The 18,574-nt window shown below is 72.9% G+C and carries 17 protein-coding genes; 1 reads left to right on the plus strand and 16 read right to left on the minus strand.

Annotation, left to right across the window (positions count from 1 at the left end; genetic code table 11):
• Positions 1–55: 55 nt before the first annotated feature.
• The 9 genes from N8J89_RS39305 to N8J89_RS39345 form a co-directional block, all read right to left on the minus strand.
• Positions 56–799 carry a phosphoglyceromutase gene (locus N8J89_RS39305; RefSeq protein ID WP_283661927.1) on the minus strand — a complete coding sequence of 248 codons (744 nt, stop codon included), beginning with the start codon at positions 797–799 and terminating at the stop codon, positions 56–58.
• Positions 796–1,662 carry a helix-turn-helix domain-containing protein gene (locus N8J89_RS39310; protein ID WP_283661928.1) on the minus strand — a complete coding sequence of 289 codons (867 nt, stop codon included), beginning with the start codon at positions 1,660–1,662 and terminating at the stop codon, positions 796–798. Before N8J89_RS39310 ends, N8J89_RS39305 begins: the two co-directional genes overlap by 4 nt.
• A gap of 130 nt (positions 1,663–1,792) precedes the next feature.
• Positions 1,793–2,941, minus strand: coding sequence for an RNA polymerase sigma factor (locus N8J89_RS39315; protein WP_283661929.1), 1,149 nt, complete (start codon positions 2,939–2,941; stop codon positions 1,793–1,795).
• On the minus strand, positions 2,938–3,345 hold the full coding sequence (locus N8J89_RS39320; RefSeq protein ID WP_283661930.1) for a YciI family protein: 408 nt from the start codon (positions 3,343–3,345) through the stop codon (positions 2,938–2,940). The genes N8J89_RS39315 and N8J89_RS39320 overlap by 4 nt, the downstream gene beginning before the upstream one ends.
• Positions 3,346–3,453: 108 nt before the next feature.
• Positions 3,454–4,941, minus strand: coding sequence for an FGGY-family carbohydrate kinase (locus N8J89_RS39325; protein WP_283661931.1), 1,488 nt, complete (start codon positions 4,939–4,941; stop codon positions 3,454–3,456).
• A complete protein-coding gene (locus N8J89_RS39330) occupies positions 4,938–5,981 on the minus strand; it encodes an NAD(P)-dependent oxidoreductase (protein WP_283661932.1) in 1,044 nt (347 codons plus the stop codon). Before N8J89_RS39330 ends, N8J89_RS39325 begins: the two co-directional genes overlap by 4 nt.
• Entirely contained in the window at positions 5,978–6,904 is a 927-nt protein-coding gene (locus N8J89_RS39335; RefSeq protein WP_283661933.1) for a 1-phosphofructokinase family hexose kinase, read from the minus strand. The genes N8J89_RS39330 and N8J89_RS39335 overlap by 4 nt, the downstream gene beginning before the upstream one ends.
• Positions 6,901–7,662: a DeoR/GlpR family DNA-binding transcription regulator gene (locus N8J89_RS39340; RefSeq protein WP_283661934.1), complete on the minus strand. Its 762-nt coding sequence runs from the start codon at positions 7,660–7,662 to the stop codon at positions 6,901–6,903. The genes N8J89_RS39335 and N8J89_RS39340 overlap by 4 nt, the downstream gene beginning before the upstream one ends.
• A 117-nt stretch (positions 7,663–7,779) precedes the next feature.
• Positions 7,780–9,306: a DHA2 family efflux MFS transporter permease subunit gene (locus tag N8J89_RS39345; RefSeq protein ID WP_283661935.1), complete on the minus strand. Its 1,527-nt coding sequence runs from the start codon at positions 9,304–9,306 to the stop codon at positions 7,780–7,782.
• A 143-nt stretch (positions 9,307–9,449) separates the two neighbouring features.
• On the opposite strand from N8J89_RS39345, the gene N8J89_RS39350 reads away from it, so the two are divergent.
• A complete protein-coding gene (locus N8J89_RS39350) occupies positions 9,450–10,661 on the plus strand; it encodes a hypothetical protein (protein ID WP_283661936.1) in 1,212 nt (403 codons plus the stop codon).
• 36 nt (positions 10,662–10,697) lie between these two features.
• Here the strand turns inward: N8J89_RS39350 and N8J89_RS39355 are convergent, their stop codons facing one another.
• The 7 genes from N8J89_RS39355 to N8J89_RS39385 all read right to left on the minus strand — a co-directional run bounded on the left by N8J89_RS39355 (position 10,698) and on the right by N8J89_RS39385 (position 18,564).
• Positions 10,698–12,266 carry an AMP-binding protein gene (locus N8J89_RS39355; RefSeq protein WP_283661937.1) on the minus strand — a complete coding sequence of 523 codons (1,569 nt, stop codon included), beginning with the start codon at positions 12,264–12,266 and terminating at the stop codon, positions 10,698–10,700.
• A gap of 386 nt (positions 12,267–12,652) precedes the next feature.
• Positions 12,653–13,543, minus strand: a complete 891-nt coding sequence (locus N8J89_RS39360; protein WP_283661938.1) for a DUF4349 domain-containing protein — start codon at positions 13,541–13,543, stop codon at positions 12,653–12,655.
• A gap of 82 nt (positions 13,544–13,625) precedes the next feature.
• Positions 13,626–14,135 (minus strand): type III secretion system chaperone family protein, encoded by a 510-nt coding sequence (locus N8J89_RS39365; RefSeq protein ID WP_283661939.1) that lies wholly within the window; start codon positions 14,133–14,135, stop codon positions 13,626–13,628.
• Complete coding sequence (mshA, locus tag N8J89_RS39370) at positions 14,132–15,418, minus strand: D-inositol-3-phosphate glycosyltransferase (RefSeq protein ID WP_283661940.1); 1,287 nt, start codon at positions 15,416–15,418, stop codon at positions 14,132–14,134. The genes N8J89_RS39365 and mshA overlap by 4 nt, the downstream gene beginning before the upstream one ends.
• Positions 15,415–16,257, minus strand: a complete 843-nt coding sequence (locus tag N8J89_RS39375) for an alpha/beta fold hydrolase (RefSeq protein WP_283661941.1) — start codon at positions 16,255–16,257, stop codon at positions 15,415–15,417. Before N8J89_RS39375 ends, mshA begins: the two co-directional genes overlap by 4 nt.
• Complete coding sequence (locus N8J89_RS39380) at positions 16,254–17,378, minus strand: L,D-transpeptidase (protein ID WP_283661942.1); 1,125 nt, start codon at positions 17,376–17,378, stop codon at positions 16,254–16,256. Before N8J89_RS39380 ends, N8J89_RS39375 begins: the two co-directional genes overlap by 4 nt.
• A 193-nt stretch (positions 17,379–17,571) precedes the next feature.
• Complete coding sequence (locus N8J89_RS39385) at positions 17,572–18,564, minus strand: Nal1-like putative serine protease (protein ID WP_283661943.1); 993 nt, start codon at positions 18,562–18,564, stop codon at positions 17,572–17,574.
• Between the last annotated feature and the right edge of the window lie 10 nt (positions 18,565–18,574).

Genomic DNA, 18,574 nt, shown 5'->3' on the forward strand with positions numbered 1-18,574 from the left:
CCAAACGCGCCCGGACACTGTCCGAGCGCGTTCAACGAGTAGTCGGAGTGGTTTTTCAGCGACCCTGGTTGGCCACGGCCTTGATCGCGTCGGCGGCCGCGTTCGGGTCGAGGTACTCCCCGCCAGCCTTGAGCGGACGCAGCTGCTCGTCCAGGTCGTAGCGCAGCGGGATGCCGGTGGGGATGTTCAGCCCGGCGATGGCCTCGTCGCTGATCCCGTCCAGGTGCTTGACCAGCGCGCGCAGCGAGTTGCCGTGCGCGGCCAGCAGCACCGTCTGGCCCGCCCGCAGGTCCGGCACGACCTCGTTCTCCCAGTACGGGAGCATCCGGGCCACCACGTCCTTGAGGCACTCGGTGCGCGGCAGCGCGGCGCCGAGCCCGGCGTAGCGCGGGTCGCCGTCCTGGCTGTAGGTGCTGCCCAGCTCGATCTCGGGCGGCGGGGTGTCGTAGGAGCGGCGCCAGAGCATGAACTGCTCCTCGCCGTAGGTCTCCAGGGTCTGCTTCTTGTCCTTGCCCTGGAGCGCGCCGTAGTGGCGCTCGTTGAGCCGCCAGTCCCGCTTCACCGGAATCCAGTGCCGGTCGCAGGCGTCCAGCGCGAGGTTCGCGGTGGAGATCGCGCGGCGCAGCAGCGACGTGTGCAGGATGTCCGGCAGCAGCCCGGCGTCCCTGAGCAGCTCACCGCCCCGGCGTGCCTCGGCCTCACCCTGCTCCGACAGCGGGACGTCCACCCAGCCGGTGAACAGGTTCTCGGCGTTCCAGACGCTCTGGCCGTGACGGAGCAACACCAACGTGCCTGTCATGGGCCACAGCCTGCCAGATCACCGTTAGTGGTGACGTCGCCACCGGTTGCCGGTTCCGGCTCCCTGGCCAGCTGGAGCAGCAGGTCACGGGACTCCGCGGGCCCCTTGGCGAGCCGCCGGAGGGTGTCGAGGACGGTCTCGTAACGATCAAGCGAGGTCGGGTGCTCCAGGAACAGGCTGGCCGTCTCCAGCTCCACGTGCACCAGCGGCCCGTGGTCCCGGAAGGACAGCCGGGTGAAGGAGTTCACGCTGGTCCTGGCCGCGGAGACGGACATCGGCACCACCCGGATCCGGCAGCGCGCCCAGTCCACCCGGCGGGCCAGGAACTCCAGCTGCCGCCGCATCACCACCGGCGGGCCGACCCTGGCGCGCAGCGCGGCCTCATGGATGTAGAAGGTGGCCAGGCCCACGCTGGGCAGCACGGCCTGCCGGTCCAGCCGGGCGCGCAGGCCGGCGTCCTGGCCGAGCAGCGCCCTGGCGTAGCCCTCGGTCTGCAGCAGCGGCGGCACCACGGCCAGGTCGTAGCTGGCCAGCGTGCAGGCGGTGGACTCGTGCAGCAGCAGGGTGCGCAGGGTGTCGGCGAACCGGCCGGAATGCGGCCGGGCCCAGTAGCCGGTGTCCGGTTCCCGGTGAATGGCGAGCAGCCGGTCCACCTCTTTGTTGTCCGCCCGGCAGTAACCGAGGAAACGGGTGACATCGGTTTCCGAGATACCGCGTTTGCCCGCCTCCAGCCGGGAGAACTTGCTCGCCGACCAGTCGAAGTGCTCGATCAGCTCCGCCCTGCTCAGTCCGGCCCGCTCACGCTGGACCCGCAGGCCTTCCCCCAGTTCGCGCCGCTGCGCCGTGCTTTCCTCCTCCACCACGCGCGCAACATAACCGGAGCCGACTCGAATTCCGGCCCTTTTTCCGGAAGATCCACCCCTTAGCGGAATGGCGAGAGTTGTTGTTGCCATTCCCTCCCGAATATTGCCATTGGAATTCGAGTTAAACGGGTCAACGGGCGTTGAGCCGGGCGGCCTGGCGGGTCAGGTGCTCGACCTCGGCCAGGGTGGTCGCCTGCCGCGCCGCCTCGGCGTACAGCCGGGCCGCCGTGGCCAGGTCGCCGTCGCGCTCGTGCAGGTAGGCCGCCACCGCGGTGTGCCGGGGCAGGGACTCGTCCAGCTCGGCCAGCGCCTTCAGTCCGGCCCGCGGCCCGTCCGCCTCACCGAGGGCGACCGCGCGGTTGAGCCGGACCACCGGGCTGTCGGTCAGGCCGAGCAGCTCGTCGTACCACTCCACGATCTGCACCCAGTCGGTCTCCTCGGCGGCGGGCGCGTCCGCGTGCAGCGCCGCGATGGCCGCCTGGGCCTGGAACTCGCCCAGCCGGTCGCGGGCCAGCGCCGCCTGCAGGATCTCGACGCCCTCGGCGATCAGGGCGGTGTCCCACCGGCCGCGGTCCTGCTCGGCCAGCGGCACCAGGCGGCCTTCCGGCGTGGTCCGGGCGGCGCGGCGGGCGTGGTGCAGCAGCATCAGCGCGAGCAGCCCGGCCACCTCGGGATGGTCGATCGTGGTGGCCAGCTGCCTGGTCAGCCGGATGGCCTCGGCGGCCAGGTCCACGTCGCCGGAGTAGCCCTCGTTGAACACCAGGTAGAGCACCCGCAGCACGGTGGCCACGTCACCGGGCTGGTCGAACCGGACACCGGCCACGGTGCGCTTGGCCCGGCTGATCCGCTGCGCCATGGTCGCCTCGGGCACCAGGTAGGCCTGGGCGATCTGCTTGGTGGTCAGCCCGCCGACCGCGCGCAGGGTGAGCGCGACCGCCGAGGACGGGGTCAGCGACGGGTGGGCGCACAGGAAGTACAGCTGGAGCGTGTCGTCCACGCCCGGCGCTGGCCCCGGCGCGGGTTCCTCCTCCTCGCGGTCCTCGCGCCTGCGCCGGGCGGTGTCCGCGCGGGCCGCGTCCAGGAACTTGCGCCAGGCGGCGGTGACCAGCCAGCCCTTCGCATCCCTCGGCGGGTCGACGGGCCAGACGCGGATCGCCTCGATCAGCGCCTCCTGCACGGCGTCCTCGGCCGCCGCGAAGTCAGCTCCGCGGCGGACGAGGACTCCGAGCACGTTCGGGGTGAGGCTCCGGAGCAGGGCCTCGTCCAGGCCAGTGGTCATTCGGTGATGGTGGCCGGGACGCCGTAGAAGGGCCGCAGCTCCAGCCACTCGTGGATCGGCTTGCCGCCGGCGCCGGGGGCGGCGGAGAGCTCGCCTGCCAGCTCGATCGCCCGCTCCTGGCTCTCCACGTCGATCACCATCCACCCGGCGATCAGGTCCTTGGTCTCGGCGAAGGGACCGTCGGTGATCGGCGGCCTGCCCTCGCCGTCGTAGCGGACGAACATGCCCTCCGGCGCGAGGGCCTGGCCGTCGACGTACTCGCCGGTCTGCTCCAGCCGGGCGGCGAAGTCCCGCATGTACTGGATGTGCGCCGAGACCTCCTCGGGCGTCCACTCCGCCATCGGCACGTTGTTCACCGCGTCGGGGGCGCCGCGGTAGTGCTTGAGCAGCAGGTACTTGGCCATCGTGGTTCTCCTGGAGTCCGGTTGCGGCCCATTCTGGCCGCAGTCATCCCTGGGACGAAGCCGTTCCCGGGTTCTCGACACCCCCGCCCAAGATTTTTTCGCGGCTGGTCAGCCGGTGCCCCACCAGCGGCCGAGGGCAGTGATCGCGGCCCGGTACTCCTCGGCCCGCTCGGTCATCCGGCGCACCCCGGCCGGGTCCGGTTCGTGCGCGCGGACCACCTCGGCGGTGGCCGCCGCCTCGGCCAGCCCGGCGAAGCGCCCGGCGCCGATCCCGGCCAGCAGGGCCGCGCCGCGCGCGCCCGGCTCCGCGCCCGCGGTGACCTCCAGCGGCAGGTCCACCGTGTCGGCCAGCAGCTGGCTCCAGGCCGGGCTGCGCGCGCCGCCGCCGGAGAGCCGGCCCGCACCGGTGAACGGGAATGCCTCGCGCAGCGCGGACAGGTGCGTGCGGTGGTTGAGCGCCACCCCCTCCCAGAGCGCGCGCAGCAGGTCACCCCGGGTGTGCCAGCCGCGCACACCGAGGAACCCGGCGGAGGCGGCCGGGCCGGGGTCGACCGGCGCGCCGAACAGGAACGGCAGGTAGAGCGGCAGGTCGGCGCGAATGCTGGTGGCGACCTCGGCGGTGACGAAGGCGAACGGGTCCTCGCCGGTGGCGGCTTCCGGGCAGAGCGTGCGGACGAACCACTCCAGGTTCGAGGAGGAGGCCGGGCTGGTGGACATGGCCAGCCACTGGCCGGATCGCAAAAATGCGCGGGCCTGCCAGCGGTGGTCCAGCCGGACCGTGTCGGTGACCACCTGGTTGATGCTGAAGGTGCCCATCACCACCGACACCGCGCCGGGGGTCACCGCGCCCATGCCGAGCGCGGCCGCGTCCACGTCGTGCGCGCCGGTGGCCACCGGGGTGCCCGCGCGCAGGCCGGTCAGCCCGGCCGCCGCGGCGGTGACCCGGCCGGCGACCTCCGCGCTGCCCAGGATCGGCGGCTGCTTGTCCGCCAGCTCGGTCAGGCCGTAGAGCTCGAAGGCGGCCGGGCTGTAGCGCTGGCTGTGCACGTCGGTGAAGGAGGCGGATGCCTCGGTCGGGTCGGTGGCCACCTCGCCGGTCAGGCCCAGCCGCAGCCAGTCCTTGCAGAACAGCAGCCACCTGGTCCTGGCCATCGCCGCCGGTTCCTCGGCCAGCAGCCAGGCCTGCACCGCGGCCGGGCTGGCCGCGAACGGGGACTGGCCGGTCAGCGGCAGCGCGGCCTCGGCGGCCCCGGTGTCCCGGTAGTGCCGGACCTGCTCGTGCGCGCGGGAGTCCATGGCCAGCACGGCGGGCCGGACCGGGCGCAGGTGCTCGTCCACCGGGTAGCAGCCGTCGTTGTGGCCGCACAGGCCGATCGCGGCGATCCGGCCGGCGTCGATCCCGGCCAGCGCGGCCCGGACGGCCCGCACGCAGCCGTCCCACACCTGGTCCTGGTCGCGTTCCACCCAGCGCGGGTGCGGGGTGGACACCGGCACCCTGGCCTGCCCGACCGCGACCTCCCGGCCGGTCTCCGCGTGCACCAGCACCGCCTTGGTGACGGTCTGCCCGGCGTCGATGCCGAGCAGCAGATCGGTCACGACCAGCCCAGCAGGGCCGCGTTGGCCGCGGTGCGCACCCGGCCGGTCTCGGTGAACTCGGCCACCGCCTCGGCCACCAGAGCCGCCGAGGTGCGGTTGGTCTGCTCGGTGTCGCCGCCGAAGTGGGTGGTCAGGGTGACGTTGTCCAGCCGCCGCCACGGCGAGTCCTCGGCCAGCGGCTCCTCGTCGAAGACGTCCAGGCCCGCGCCCGCGATCCGGCCCTCAGCCAGCGCGGTGTAGAGCGCCGCGGTGTCCACCACCCGGCTGCGGGCCACGTTGACGAAGTACGCGCCCGGCTTGAGCAGGGCCAGCTCGCGGGCGCCGATGAACCGGTCGGTCTCCGCGCTGTGCCTGGCCTGCACCACCACGAAGTCCGCGCCGGGCAGCAGATCGTCCACTGTGGACGCTCGGCGGACGCCGGACTCGGCCAGCGCCTCGTCCGGGGCGTAGGGGTCGTAGGCGAGCAGCGTGCAGCCGAAACCGCTGAGCTTGCGGGCGAAGTGGCGGCCCACCTGGCCGAAGCCGATCATGCCAACGGTGCTGCCGCCCAGCTCGACCCGGCGGCCGGGGAACTCCTTGCGCCAGCCGCCGTTCTTCACCGAGGCGTCCGCGCGGGCGATGTTGCGGGACTCGGCCAGGATCAGCCCGATCTGCAGCTCGGCCACCGCGGAGGCGTTGCGCCCGAACACCGGCACCACGCCGATGCCGCGCGCGCTCGCGGCGTCCAGGTCCACGTTCTCCAGGCCGGTGCGGGCCACCGCGACCAGCCGCAGGCCGTCCGCGGCGGCCAGCAGGTCGGGGCCGACCGGGGCGAAGTGCACGCACAGCACCTCGGCCCCCGGCACCGCGGCGAGCAGCTCCGGCGGGGCGGGCACCGCGGCCGCGCCGTGCACCTCCATCCGCTGCTGCGCCTCGTGCTGGGTGGCCTTCTCCCCGGCCCAGTCAGCCACGGTGACCGGGGTGCCGGGCAGCCGGGCCTCGATCTCCTCGGCGAAGGTGCCGCCGGGGATGAAGCGGTCGCCCGCGACCAGGACCTTCATGCGCGCTCCTCGAGTTCGGTGGTGGTGACCAGCTCCGGCGCCACCGGGTGGCCGGGCAGCTCCGCGGTGCCCTCGGCCAGGCAGGCGCCGGTGCCCCAGGCGACCGCGCGGGCCAGCCGAGCCGCGGCCGGTCCTTCGGCGGCCAGCCAGCCGGCCAGCAGCGCGTCCCCGGCCCCGGCGGTGTTGACCACGGTGACCGGCGGCGGGACCGCGTGCATGGCGGTGCCGTTGGGCCGGACCAGCACCGCGCCCAGCTCGCCGAGGCTGACCAGTGCGGTGCCGGAGAACAGGTTCGCGGCGGCCTCGGCCGCGCTGTCCGGGCCGGTGACCGGCTGCCCGGCCAGTTCGGCCAGCTCCTCGCCGTTGGGCGCGACCAGGTCCGCGCCCGCGCGCACCGCCTCGGCCAGTCCGGCGCCCGAGCTGTCCACCGCGACCGCGGCCCCGCCCGCGTGCCCGGCCGCGACCAGCCGGGTGACCAGCCCTGGCGGCGCGCCCGGCGGCAGCGATCCGCAGATGGCCAGCCAGCGCGCCTGGCTCGTGCGCACCGCTTTCGCCGTGGTGGCAACGAGTTCGTCGATCTCCGCGGCGCTCAGCTCGGGACCGGGCTCGTTGAGCTTGGTGGTGCCCGAGCGGCCGTCCAGCACGGTGACGTTGCCCCTGATCCGCCCGGCGATGGGCACCGCGGCGAACGGAACCTGCTGTGCGACGAGCAATGCGCGCAGCTCGGCCCCGGCGGCGCCGCCCAGTGGCAGCACCGCGGTGGAGTCGATCCCGTTGGCGCGCAACACCCTGGTCACGTTGACGCCCTTGCCGCTGGCCTCGGTGCGGCTCGCGGTGGCCCGGTGCACCTGGCCCGGTCTCAGCCGCGTGGCCAGCACCAGGGTCCGGTCCAGGCTGGGGTTCGGAGTGACCGTGACGATCATGCGCGCACCACCTCGGGGCCGAGCAGCGAGTACCGGCGGGCCTGCGCCGCGGGCAGACCGGTGTCGGTGACGATCACGTCGAAGTCGGCGACGTCGGCGAAGCGGCAGAAGCTGTTCACGCCGAACTTGGTGTGGTCGGCGATCAGGATCTTGCGCCCGGCCCTGGCCAGCGCCTTGGACTTGATCGCGGCCACCGCCGGGTCGGGCGTGGTGAGGCCGTGTTCCCGGCTGATCCCGTTGGCGCCCAGGAAGACCACGTCCAGCACCAGGTCGGCGAGCATCCGGGTGGCCCAGTGGTCCACGGTGGCCAGGGTGTTGCCGCGCAACCGGCCGCCGAGCACCAGCACGGTGGCCGCGGTGCCGGTGGCCAGCGCGGTCGCGGTGGGCAGCGCCGAGGTGACCACGGTGCACCGCCGGTCGGCCGGGAAGGCGTCGGCCAGCGCGCGGCCGGTGGAGCCCTCGTCCAGGTAGACCGACTCGGCGTCGCCGAGCTGGCCCAGCGCGGCCCGCGCGATCCGCTGCTTCTCGGCCAGCCTGCGGTGTTCCCTGGTGGCCAGCTCGATCTCGTACCCGGCCCGCTCCACCGGCCGCGCGCCGCCGTGCACCCGGTGCAGCAGCCCGTGCTTCTCCAGCAGCGCCAGGTCGCGGCGAATGGTCTCCGGCGCGGTGTCCAGCACGGCCGCCGCCGCGGTGACCTCCACCCGGCCCTCCGCGCGGGCGGCGGCCACCAGCCACCGGCGACGCTGCTCGGCATCCACGATCGGCCACCTCCGTGCCCTTGTTCTAACCCGGCGCGGAACCAGGTCGCCAGCAAGGCACCGGTGCTGAATCTGCCCGGTTGTGCCCGCCTCGACAACTCGAAGCCGCAGCACGCCTCAGCCGGGCACGCCCGTTCCGGCCCGTGCGGGCACCCGGCCGGGCAGCAACACGGCCGCCAGCACCGCGCCGAGCAGCGCCGCGGCGGCCGCGGTCCACACCGCGGCGGCCATCCCGTCCAGGAACGCGGCGAAGGCCGCCTCGCCCAGCTCGCCCGCGCGCGCACCGGCCTGCTCGCGCACCGCGAGGGTCGCGCCGAGCGAGTCGGCGGCCCGCTCCCGCAGCGGTTCGGGCAGCAGCCCGGCCGCGCCGCCGAGGGAGCTCCGGTAGCCGACCGAGAGCACCGAGCCGACCACCGCGATGCCCAGTGCCGCGCCGATCTGCCGCACCGCGCTGCTGACCGCGGACCCGGCCGCGACCCGCTCCGGCGGCACCACGCTCATCGCGGCCGCGGTGGCCGGTCCGAGCACACAGCCGAAGGCCAGCCCGAACACCCCGAACAGCAGCTCCAGCAACCACACCGGCGTGCTCGCCGCCCAGCACGCGCTGCCCGCGAAGAACAGCCCGGAGACCGCCAGCCCGCCGCCGACCACCGCGTTCGGGCCGAACCGCCTGCTCAGCGCGGCGCCGCGGGTGGAGCCGAGCACCGTGCCCACCGCCACCGGCAGGAACAGCAGCCCGGTCTCCAGCGGTGAGTTGCCGCGCAACAGCTGGAGGTAGAACACCAGCGCGAAGAACCCGCCGGACTGCACGAAGAACCCGATCGCCACCGCACAGGAGCCCGCGGTGAACACCGGGCTGCGGAACAGGCCGAGGTCCACGGCCGGATCGCTGGTCCGCCGCTCCGCCAGCACAAAAAGCGCCAGCAGCGCCACCGCGCCGCCCAGCGGCAGCAGCACCCCCGCGCCCAGCCAGTCCCCGGCCTCGCCGCCGTGGATGATCGCGTACACCAGCAGGCCGATGCCGCCGATGGACAACAGCGCACCGAGCGGGTCCAGCGGCCGCCGCCGCGCCGACCGAGACTCCGGCACCAGCCAGCCGACCAGCACCAGCCCGGCCAGCACCACCGGCACGTTCACCAGGAACACCGAGCCCCACCAGAAGTGCTCCAGCAACAGCCCGCCGACCACCGGCCCGAGCGCCACCCCCAGCCCGGAGACGCCGGAGAAGATGCCGATCGCCCGCGCCCGCTCCTCCGCCGGGAACACCGTGGTCAGGATGGCCAGGCTGGTCGCGGGCACGGCGGCCGCGCCGATCCCCTTGACCGCCCGGAACAGCACCAGCTCACCCGGCGAAGCGGCGAAGGCGCACAGCGCGGAGGCGATGCCGAAGGCGAGCAGCCCGAGCAGCAGGATCCGCTTGCGCCCCACCGCGTCGGCCAGCGCGCCGGTGGTGAGCAGCAGCGCGGCGAAGACCAGCGTGTAGGCGTCCACCGCCCATTGCAGCTCGGACTGGGTGGCCCCCAGCTCGGCCTGGATCCGCTGCAACGCGACCTGGAGGATCATGGTGTCCAGCACCGGGATGAGCAGGCAGCCGCTCAGCACGGCGAGGATGCCCCAGCGCCGCCGGTGCGTCAGCTCGTCCATGGCTGCCAGTGGGCCAGCGCGCCGAGGGCCGCACAAGGCAGCCGCAGGGTTTCTGATATGCCGTTCAGCGGACGCGGAAATGCCCTACAGGGCCTACCGTCGAGGGCCAGGGGAAGTTTTCAACCACAGGGGGTTCCACGGTCATGTCCGCGTTCACGCGCGCCTGCACACCGGTGCTGGCGCTGTCACTGTTACTCATCGCCACACCGGCGAACGCCGCGCCCGCGCCGGAGTCCATCGCCTCGTTCCAGGCCTCCGACGAGCTCGGCGGCCACGAGCTGCACCGCTACGACAACGGCGCGGGCACGGTCGCCGAGAGCGCCTATCCCAAGACGCGCCGGTTCAACGGCGTCAGCGCCGAGTCCCGGATGATCGGCGCCTCGCTCGGCGGCCGCCAGGCGCTGTTCCAGGCCGTGGCCGCGAACCCGGACGGCACGCTCACCCTGGGCGTCGGCGCGCCAGGGACCACCGAGCCGCGGTCCTGGACCCAGCGCTTCGCCGAGGCCGAGACGCCGTTCGACCTCACCCCGGACGGCCACGGCGTGGTCAGCACCGAGACGGTCGGCGACACCGAGACCGTGCTGCGCCGCTATCCCGTCGGCCGCGCGGGCAAGGGCGTGCTGCTGGCCCGGCTGCCCGAGGTCAAGCGGTTCCCCGACCGGACGGAGTTCCAGTACAGCGGCAACTACGACCGGACCACGCACAAGCACGTCAACGTCAGTCTCGGCTACGGCCAGGACCGGCTCTACGCCAGGGGCGAGCAGGGACCGTTGTGGGCGCGCTACGGCGGCACGTTCGGTCCGATCACCACCCCGGACGGCGCGACCGCGGACCGGATCCTGGTGAGCGCCAGCGGGATCGCCGTGGTGCGCACGCCCAAGGGCTTCTGGCGGATCAGCGCTGGCCGGGTCGAGCCGCTGGCCGCGGAGCACTTCGGCGCGGACCGCGGTGAGCGGGTCTTCGGCGAGAACTTCCACGACAACGAGCACCGCTCGGCGCTGTCGATCCGGGGCGACAAGATCGCCTACGCGGTGCCGCCGCCCACCACGCCGGACTTCGAGGCCCTGGTGGTGCTGGACCTGCGCACCGGCACGCACACCAGGTACGTGCTGCCGCCCAACTCGATGACCTTCCCGTTCATCCCGTGGGTGATGGGCTCGGCGGCCTGGTCCTGGCGGGACGACTCGGTCTACCTGATGCGGCACAACCGGTGGCTGTCCCCGCACCAGCCGCGGATGCTCACCGTGCAGTCGCTGAACCTGGCCGACGGCAAGGTCAGCACGCTGTGGCCGCACGACGGCGGCAGCGTGCGCGGCTGGCAGCCGGTCCTGCTCGGCGCGGACGTGCACCCCTGACGGGCCAGGGCTGACCCCGGCCCGTCAGGGAGGGGGTCAGCCCGCCTCGCGGGCGCGCAGGTCCTTGCGCAGGATCTTGCCGCTGGCGGACTTGGGGATGGCCTCCAGGAACTCCACCACGCGGACCTTCTTGTGCGGGGCCACCCGCCCGGCCACGAACGCCATCACCGCGGTCTCGTCCAGCTCGTCCGCGCCCTGCTGGCGCACCACGAACGCCTTGGGCACCTCCTCGCCCTCGGCGTCGCGCACCCCGATCACCGCGGCGTCCGCGATCTGGGGATGGGTCAGCAGCAGCGCCTCCAGCTCGGCGGGCGGCACCTGGTAGCCCTTGTACTTGATCAGCTCCTTGACCCTGTCCACAATGGACACAACCCCGTGCTCGTCGATCACCGCGACGTCGCCGGTGTGCAGGAAGCCGTCCTCGTCGAGGGTGGCCCTGGTGGCGTCCTCGTTGTTCAGGTAGCCCTTCATCACGTTGGGCCCCTGGCACCACAGCTCGCCGGGCTGGCCGGGCGCGGCCTCGGCCTCGGTGGCCGGGTCGACGAGCTTGCACACCATGTTCGGCAGGATCACCCCGACCGTGCCCACGTTGATGTCCGGCCGGTCGCTCGGGATGGCGTGGCTGACCGGGCTCATCTCGGTCATCCCGTAGCCCTGCCGCACCTGCACGCCCAGCCGCTTGGCCACCGCGCCGGCCAGCTCCGCGTCCAGCGGCGCGGCCCCGGAGAACAGCATCTTCATCGCGGACAGGTCGTACTGCTCCACCATCGGGTGCTTGGCCAGCGCGACCGCCACCGGCGGGGCGATGTAGACGTAGCTGGTCCGGTGCTCGGCGATGATCCGCAGGAACTCGGCCAGGTCGAACTTGGGCATGGTCACCACGGTCGCGCCCACCGCGAGCGCGTGGTTCATGGTCACCTGCATGCCGTAGATGTGGAAGAACGGCAGCACCGCGAGCACCCGGTCCTCGGCGGTGATGTGCACGACCTGCTTGAACTGCTCGATGTTGGCCACCAGGTTGCGGTGGGTGAGCATCACGCCCTTGGCCCGGCCGGTGGTGCCGGAGGAGTAGGGCAGCACGGCCAGGTCCTCGGCCGGGTCGATCTCCACCTGGGGCGGGGCCGCCTCGGCGGCCAGCAGGTCGGCCAGCGACGGGTGGCCGTCCAGCCCGTCCAGGAAGACCACCTCGGCGATGCCGGCGGCCTCGGCCGCGGCCAGCGCGCGATCGGCGAAGGCGGAGACGGTGACCAGCAGCTTCGCCCCCGCGTCGGTGAGCTGGTGGGCCAGCTCCTCCGCGGTGTAGAGCGCGTTCACCGTGGTGGCCACCGCGCCCGCGCGCAGCACCCCGTGGAAGATCACCGCGTAGTAGGGCGTGTTCGGGCTGAAGATGCCGACCACATCACCCTTGTTGATACCGCGGGCAACAAGCCCGGCGGCCGCCTTGTCGACCAGCGCGGCCAGTTCCCCGTAGCGCAGCACTCGGCCACTCGGACCATCGATCAGCGCAGGCGCCGCAGCCTGTTCCGGACTCAGCGCGCCGAAGAGCAGCTCGGGCAGCGAGACGTCCGGAATCGCGACATCGGGATACGGACTGCGAAAAGCCATGGTGTTCCCTCCAACGGCGGACGCCAATCGGGCGATCAATCGTGACTACGCTCACAGCTCCCAGTCAAGTTGTTGTCAACACGGGCCGACCAGACATCATCCCGTTATCCCACCGAGCTAATTACACTCGAATGGAGCAGTGGGCCAGGCTTGTGATTGCCACATCGAATCTGCCAAGTTGACATCACTCTTTCAGATCGGCTCCCACGCACTCCCCGATCTCGAGAGGGTGTCCACCGCGGTTCGTATCCCCCGTCGAACCGCGGCCCGCCCGGACCCGGGGCTCCCCCCGCCCGCAGTGGTCCGATGTAGCGGGAGCTTGTGGACGCGGGGCGGCTCGAGCTCGCGACTCCCCCTCTCTCCCGGGCCGCCCCGCGCGACAACTCTCAGCCCGCCGGTGTCTCGGCGGTGACCGGCTCGACCGGCTTCCGCTTCCGGCGGCGCAGCACCACCACCAGCAGCGCGCCGAGCAGGCCCAGCGCCACCAGGAACGGCAGCATCGCGCCGAAGGCCACCAGCAGGGCGTTGACCGTGCTGAGGAAGGCCCGCCAGCCCGCGGCCAGCCCGCTGAGGAAGTCATCCGAGCTGGGCGCGACCGCCTGGCCCTCGCGCAGCAGGGTCACCGTGACGGTGGCCATGGCGACCTGCTTGGACATCGACTCCAGCCTGCGCTGCAAGGACTCCAGCTCGGCCTGCCGCTTGGTCAGCTCGCCCTCGACCTGCACGACCTCGCTGACCGACCCGGCCCGCTCCAGCAGCGCGCGCACCCGGTCCACGCTGGCCCGCTGGGACTCCAGCCTGCTCTTGGTGTCCACCAGCTGGTCGGTGACGTCCTGGGAGCGCTGCTCGCGCACGATGACCTTGCCGAGGTCGTCCAAGCGGTTGAGCACCTCGTCCAGCTTGTCCGCGGGCACCCGCACGGTGAGCGTGGCCCGCTGCTCGCGGGCGTTCTCCTCGCTGGCGAACCCGCCTGCGGCCTTGGCCTCCTCCTGGGCCTTGCGCACCGCCTCGGCCACCTCGGCCACGCTCAGCTCGATCCGCGCGGTCCTGATCAGCTGCCTGGCCTCCAGCGCGGCCTGCTCCGGCGCGGCCGCGGACTGGCCCTTCTCCGGCTGCCTCTTGGCATCGCCGGACCCGCCGCCGCTGAAGCCCGGCTGCGCCTGGCCCTGCGCGACCTCGGGCGCGACCGCCGCGTTGGTCCGCTCGCCCGCGCCCGAGCACCCGGCCACCAGCACCAGGCTGAGCGCGCCGAGGGCGAGCAATGATCGTCCTGCCATGTCGTCCGACCCCCATCGTCGTAAGCGGTACAACGATCGGACGGTGGCCGGGGTGACGGCCGTTGCGCGGCCCCGGTCACGATCAGGACTCGGCGTGCACCGGCCCCTCGTGCGGCGAGGTGACCAGGTGCTTGAACGCCTGCAGGTTGGCCAGCGACTCGCCCCTGGACACCCGCCAGTCCCACTCCCGCTTGATGGCCCCGGCGAAACCCAGCTCCAGCAACGGGTTGAAGTCGCCGTCGGCGGCCTCCAGCACCTGGCCGAGCACCCGGTCCAGCTCATCGGCGGTGACCGCGTGCAGGCCGACCCGGCCCACCAGGTAGATGTCGCCCGCCGGGTCGATGGTGTAGTGCACGCCGTAGAGCTTGGCGTTGCGGCGCAACAGGAACCGGTAGACCTGCTCGTGCCCCTCGTCCGGGCGGCGGCAGACGAAGGCCTCCACCAGCAACGACTGGCGGCCCAGGATCAGCCACAGGTTGGTCTGCAGCTTCTTCACCCCGGGCAGGGTGACGAACCACCGGCCCTCGCCGCGCTTGACGTACTTCAGTTCTTGACCGTCCAAAGTGGACTCGATCAGCTGGTCCAGGCTCATACCGCGATCTCCAGGGTGGTGCGCAGCTCGGTGGCCGCCTGGTCGTACACCGCGAGCAGCCGCTCGGTGGTGCGGTCCCAGGAGAACGCCGAGGCGTGTGCGGACGCGGCGGTGGCGAACTCCCGCCACCGCGCAGGCTCCAGTGCCAGGTACCCCAACGCGTCCGCCCAGGAACCCGCGCGGCGGTCCGGGACCAGGATCCCGGAGACCCCGTCGGCCACCGCGACCGGCAGCCCGCCGACCGCGGCCGCGGCCACCGGGGTGCCGCAGGCCTGCGCCTCCAGCGCGACCAGGCCGAAGGACTCGGAATGGCTGGGCACCGCGACCACGTCCGCGGCCCGGTACACCGTGGCCAGCGCCGCACCCGGCCGCGGCGGCAGGAAGCGCACCAGCTCGGTGATGCCCAGCCGCGCGGCCAGCTCGTGCAGCTCGGTCGGCCGCTCCAGCCCGGTGCCCGACGGTCCTCCCACGATGAGCACCACCAGCCGGGCGCGCAGCCCGGGATCGCGGCGGACCAGCTCCGCGGCGGCGTGCAGCAGCACGTCCGGGGCCTTGAGCGGCTGGATCCGGCCGACGAAGGCCAGCACCACGGCCTCCGGCGCGAGCCCCAGCTCGGCCCTGGCCTCCGCACGGCCCTCGGGGGTGAAGCGTTCGAGGTCCACGCCGGGGGGCACCACGGTCAGCTGCCCGGGCCGGGCGCCGTAGAGCTCGGCCAGGTCGGCGGCCTCGGCCTCGGTGTTCACCACCAGCCGGTCCGCCTCGGCGACCACCCGCTCCTCACCGGCCACCCGCACCGGCGGCTCCGGCGACTCGCCCTCGGCCAGCGTGCGGTGCTTGACCTTGGCCAGGGTGTGCGCGGTGTGCACCAGCGGCACGCCCCAGCGGTCCCTGGCCAGCCAGCCGACCTGGCCGGAGAGCCAGTAGTGCGAGGCGACCACGTCGTAGTAGCCGGGCGAGTGGCTGGCCTCGGTGCGCAGCACGCCGGCGTGGAAGGCGCACAGGTGGCCGGGCAGGTCGTTCTTGGCCAGGCCCTGGTAGGGACCGGCGGCGATGTGCCGCACGGTGACGCCGGGGGCCAGCTCGGCGGTGGGCGGCAGGTCCGAGGAGGTGGCCCTGGTGAACACCTCGACCTCGGTGCCGCGCTCGGCCATCCGGGTCGCGGTCTGCGCGATGTAGACGTTCATGCCGCCGGCGTCACCGGTGCCCGGCAGCTCAAGGGGGGAGGTGTGCAGGGACAACACGGCCACCCGGCGCGCCCGGGCAGGGTCTCTGCGGCGTCTCACAACCCCATTTTGCCGTGTTCGGCGTGGCTGCGCGTCAGGAAGTGGGCCAGGTCAACGTCGAAGTCCCCAGGCCGCTCCAGGAAGGGCGCGTGCCCGCAGCCGGGGTACCAGCTGGCGGCGGCTCCCGGCACGGTGTCGGCGGCGTAGCGACCGGCCATCGGCAGCACCACCTCGTCGGAGTCGCCGTGCAGCACCAGGGTGGGCACGGTCACCCCGGCCAGCGCCTCCGCGCTGCCGATGTCCCGCTTGAACAGCGCCTTGCGCACCGCGGCCGGTGTGCTCAGCGCCACCCCCAGCTGCCGGTCCTGCTCGTCCTGGCTCAGCGGGATCGCGGTGCCGCGCTCGATGAAGGTGCGCAGCGCGGGGCGGGCGATCTCGTCGTCCGGGGAGAGCATCTCGCGCAGCCCGGCGTTCATCACCGGCCCGGTCAGCCCGCCCTGCCGGTCCGGCCCGATCTCGGTGATCGCGCCCAGCAGCACGATCCCGGCCAGCGCGACGTCCCCGTGCACGCGCAGGTAGTCCGCGATCACCAGCCCGCCGTAGGACCAGCCGAGCACCACGGCAGGGCCGCTGGCCTCGGCCAGCACCGCGGCCAGGTCACCGGCCCAGACCTCCGGGTCGTCGTAGCCGCCCTCGGGGACCTCGGAGTCGCCGTGCCCGCGCAGGTCCGGCGCGAGCAACCGGTACCGCTCGGTCAGGCCGGGGTCGGCGAGCAGCCGCCGCCAGACCGCGGCGCTCTGCGCCCAGCCGTGCAGCAGCACCAGCGCGGGCGCGCCCAGCGGGCCGGCGGTGCGCAGCGCCAGGCGCGCACCGCCGTGGCCGGTGACCGTGGTGCTCACTTCAGCGCCGACTTCGACAGCCAGGTCGGCCAGTCGATCCGCCAGTCGTAGGTGTCCGACACCGCGCCCTTGGTGGCCGCCGAACCGGAGATGATCACCGGGTCGCCGATCATCGCCTGGTCGAAGTACTTCTTGGCGTCGGCCTCGAGCAGGTTGATGCAGCCGTGCGAGGTGTTCCGCTTGCCGATGTTGCCCGCGTTGTCGTTGTTCTCGTGGATGAACTCACCGCTGTTGGCGATGCGCACCGCCCACTTCTTGACCACGTCGTACTTGTACTTCTCGTTGACCATGCGCTCGGTGGCGTTGCGCTCGGAGACCATGTAGATCCCGTTCGCGGTGCGCAGGTCCGGCTTGCTCTCATCGCCGAGGCTGGCGGCCAGGTTCATGATCTCCTTGCCGTCCTGCTTGACGATCATGCGGTGGGTGCGCACGTCCGCCTCGACCACCTGCGCGCGGCCGATGGTGAACTTGGTGCTCAGGTTGGCCCGGCCGAAGACGTTCTTGCCGTAGGGCACCGCGAACAGCTCCGCGGTCACCTTCACCTTGGTGTTGGCCGGCCAGAACTCCTTGGGCCGGTAGTGCACTTCCTTGGGGTTGAGCCAGGCCCACGCGCCCTCGACCGGCACCGAGGTCTCCACCTTCAGCGCCTTCTCCACCGCGGCCCGGTCCTGCGGGGCCTCGTCGAACTCGACCTTGATCGGCATCGCGATGCCCACGGTGGCGTTGTCCACCGGGTTGATCGTGGCCCGCAGCAGCTTGCCCGCCGCCTGGGTGGCGAAACTGCCCTTGATCTCGACCTTCTTGCCGTCGGTCCCGGTGGCCGAGCCGCCGACGGTGTAGCTCTTGCCGAACTCCAGCACCTTGTCCGGGGCCCAGGTCTTCTTGTCCTCGCTGAGCTTGCCCGGGACCGTCTTGCCGTCCGCGCTCAGCTTCACCTCATCGAGCGTGCCCTCGGCCACCGACACCTTCACCGGCGCCTTCGGGCTGACGTCCTTGGCGCCCTCACCGGGCTCCACACTCACCTTGGCGACCGGTGGCGCATCCGGCTTGGCCGGGTCCCCGCCGGGGCCGTCCGCGCCGCCGGTACAGGCGGAAAGCAGCAGCGCACCGGCAGTGAGCAACCCCGCGAAACCGAGCAGGGACCGTCCCCGTCCCCGTCGTTCACCAACCACAGTCGACCTCCAACACTCCGGCACCCCGTCAAGGGTGCCCCCATCTCCAGGACGCCCTACGCCCATGCCGGGGTGCCCCAGGTGGATGTGGCACTTCTCACAATGGGGTTGCGAGTGAACCGGATTGTCCGGACGGGCCGTTCTAGGCCAGCACCACGTCCAGCTCCTCGAGCACCCGGTTGATCGGGTTGGCGAAGCCGCTGCCGCCGCCCAGGGTGCCCGCGCAGTGCAGGCCCACGACCTGGTTGTCCGCGTCCACCAGCACCGCCCCGGAGTCGCCCCGGTCGCCGAAGACGTCCTCGGCCGCGGTCACCCGGATCTGGTCGCGCAGGCGGCGGTGGCCGAGGCTGTCGCCGTAGTCCAGGCACAGCGTGACGTCGGTGGAGACCACCACGCCACGGGTGAGCCCGGTGGTCCGGCCGCGCTTGCGCACCTGGCTGCCCAGCAGCGCCTGCCCGCAGCCGCCCGGCCTGCCCACCTGGGCGATCTCCCGCCGCCACGGCCGGTCGGCGGCCAGCGCTATCAGCGCCGCGTCCACCGAGCCGGACAGCGCCGAGCTGGCCAGGCTGCCCACCACGTCGGCGGGGCAGCGGCCGCCGTCCACCCTGGACGGGTGGGTCATCCGGTCGCCCACCGCCCAGGCGTCGTCCACGCAGGCGATGTGGAAGTTGGTCAGCCCGAACACCCGCCGCCGGTCGTCCCTGGCCGCCACCAGCAGGCCGAGGGTGCCCACGGTGACGTACTCACCGGCCTCCGGGGCCTGCGGCGGCACCATCTGGATGGACCGGCACGGGCCGACGCTGATCCCGCCGACCAGCGGCGCGTAGGACTCCCCGGTGCGCTCCGGCGCGGCGTCCGCGCGCAGCAGCGCGGGGTGCAGCAGGACGTCCTCCTCGATGACGTCCACCGGCACCCCGTCAATCCGCTCGGGCAGCAGCTGTCCGTGCGCCACCGCGATGGCGGGCCGCTTGGCCCGCACCGACACCACGATGGCCGGCCGGCCGGTGCGCACACCGTTGGTGGTCTGCGCACCGATGTCCACCGCGACGACGCCGGGCAGGTCGAGCAGGGTGTCCTCGTGCCGTCGCTTCACCGGCCGGATCGCCGCCCTGCGCCTGTCCTCCGCGCTGGTCATGCGCACTCCT

The organism is Crossiella sp. CA-258035, from assembly GCF_030064675.1.
In the GTDB taxonomy this organism is placed as follows: Bacteria; Actinomycetota; Actinomycetes; order Mycobacteriales; family Pseudonocardiaceae; genus Crossiella.

What these genes read in the sequence shown, in the direction of transcription:
- N8J89_RS39305 (WP_283661927.1), bottom strand. Translation starts at nt 799, where the DNA reads ATGACAGGCACGTTGGTGTTGCTCCGTCACGGCCAGAGCGTCTGGAAC.
- N8J89_RS39315 (WP_283661929.1), bottom strand. Translation starts at nt 2,941, where the DNA reads ATGACCACTGGCCTGGACGAGGCCCTGCTCCGGAGCCTCACCCCGAAC.
- N8J89_RS39320 (WP_283661930.1), bottom strand. Translation starts at nt 3,345, where the DNA reads ATGGCCAAGTACCTGCTGCTCAAGCACTACCGCGGCGCCCCCGACGCG.
- N8J89_RS39330 (WP_283661932.1), bottom strand. Translation starts at nt 5,981, where the DNA reads ATGAAGGTCCTGGTCGCGGGCGACCGCTTCATCCCCGGCGGCACCTTC.
- N8J89_RS39335 (WP_283661933.1), bottom strand. Translation starts at nt 6,904, where the DNA reads ATGATCGTCACGGTCACTCCGAACCCCAGCCTGGACCGGACCCTGGTG.
- N8J89_RS39345 (WP_283661935.1), bottom strand. Translation starts at nt 9,306, where the DNA reads ATGGACGAGCTGACGCACCGGCGGCGCTGGGGCATCCTCGCCGTGCTG.
- N8J89_RS39350 (WP_283661936.1), top strand. Translation starts at nt 9,450, where the DNA reads ATGTCCGCGTTCACGCGCGCCTGCACACCGGTGCTGGCGCTGTCACTG.
- N8J89_RS39355 (WP_283661937.1), bottom strand. Translation starts at nt 12,266, where the DNA reads ATGGCTTTTCGCAGTCCGTATCCCGATGTCGCGATTCCGGACGTCTCG.
- N8J89_RS39360 (WP_283661938.1), bottom strand. Translation starts at nt 13,543, where the DNA reads ATGGCAGGACGATCATTGCTCGCCCTCGGCGCGCTCAGCCTGGTGCTG.
- N8J89_RS39365 (WP_283661939.1), bottom strand. Translation starts at nt 14,135, where the DNA reads ATGAGCCTGGACCAGCTGATCGAGTCCACTTTGGACGGTCAAGAACTG.
- N8J89_RS39385 (WP_283661943.1), bottom strand. Translation starts at nt 18,564, where the DNA reads ATGACCAGCGCGGAGGACAGGCGCAGGGCGGCGATCCGGCCGGTGAAG.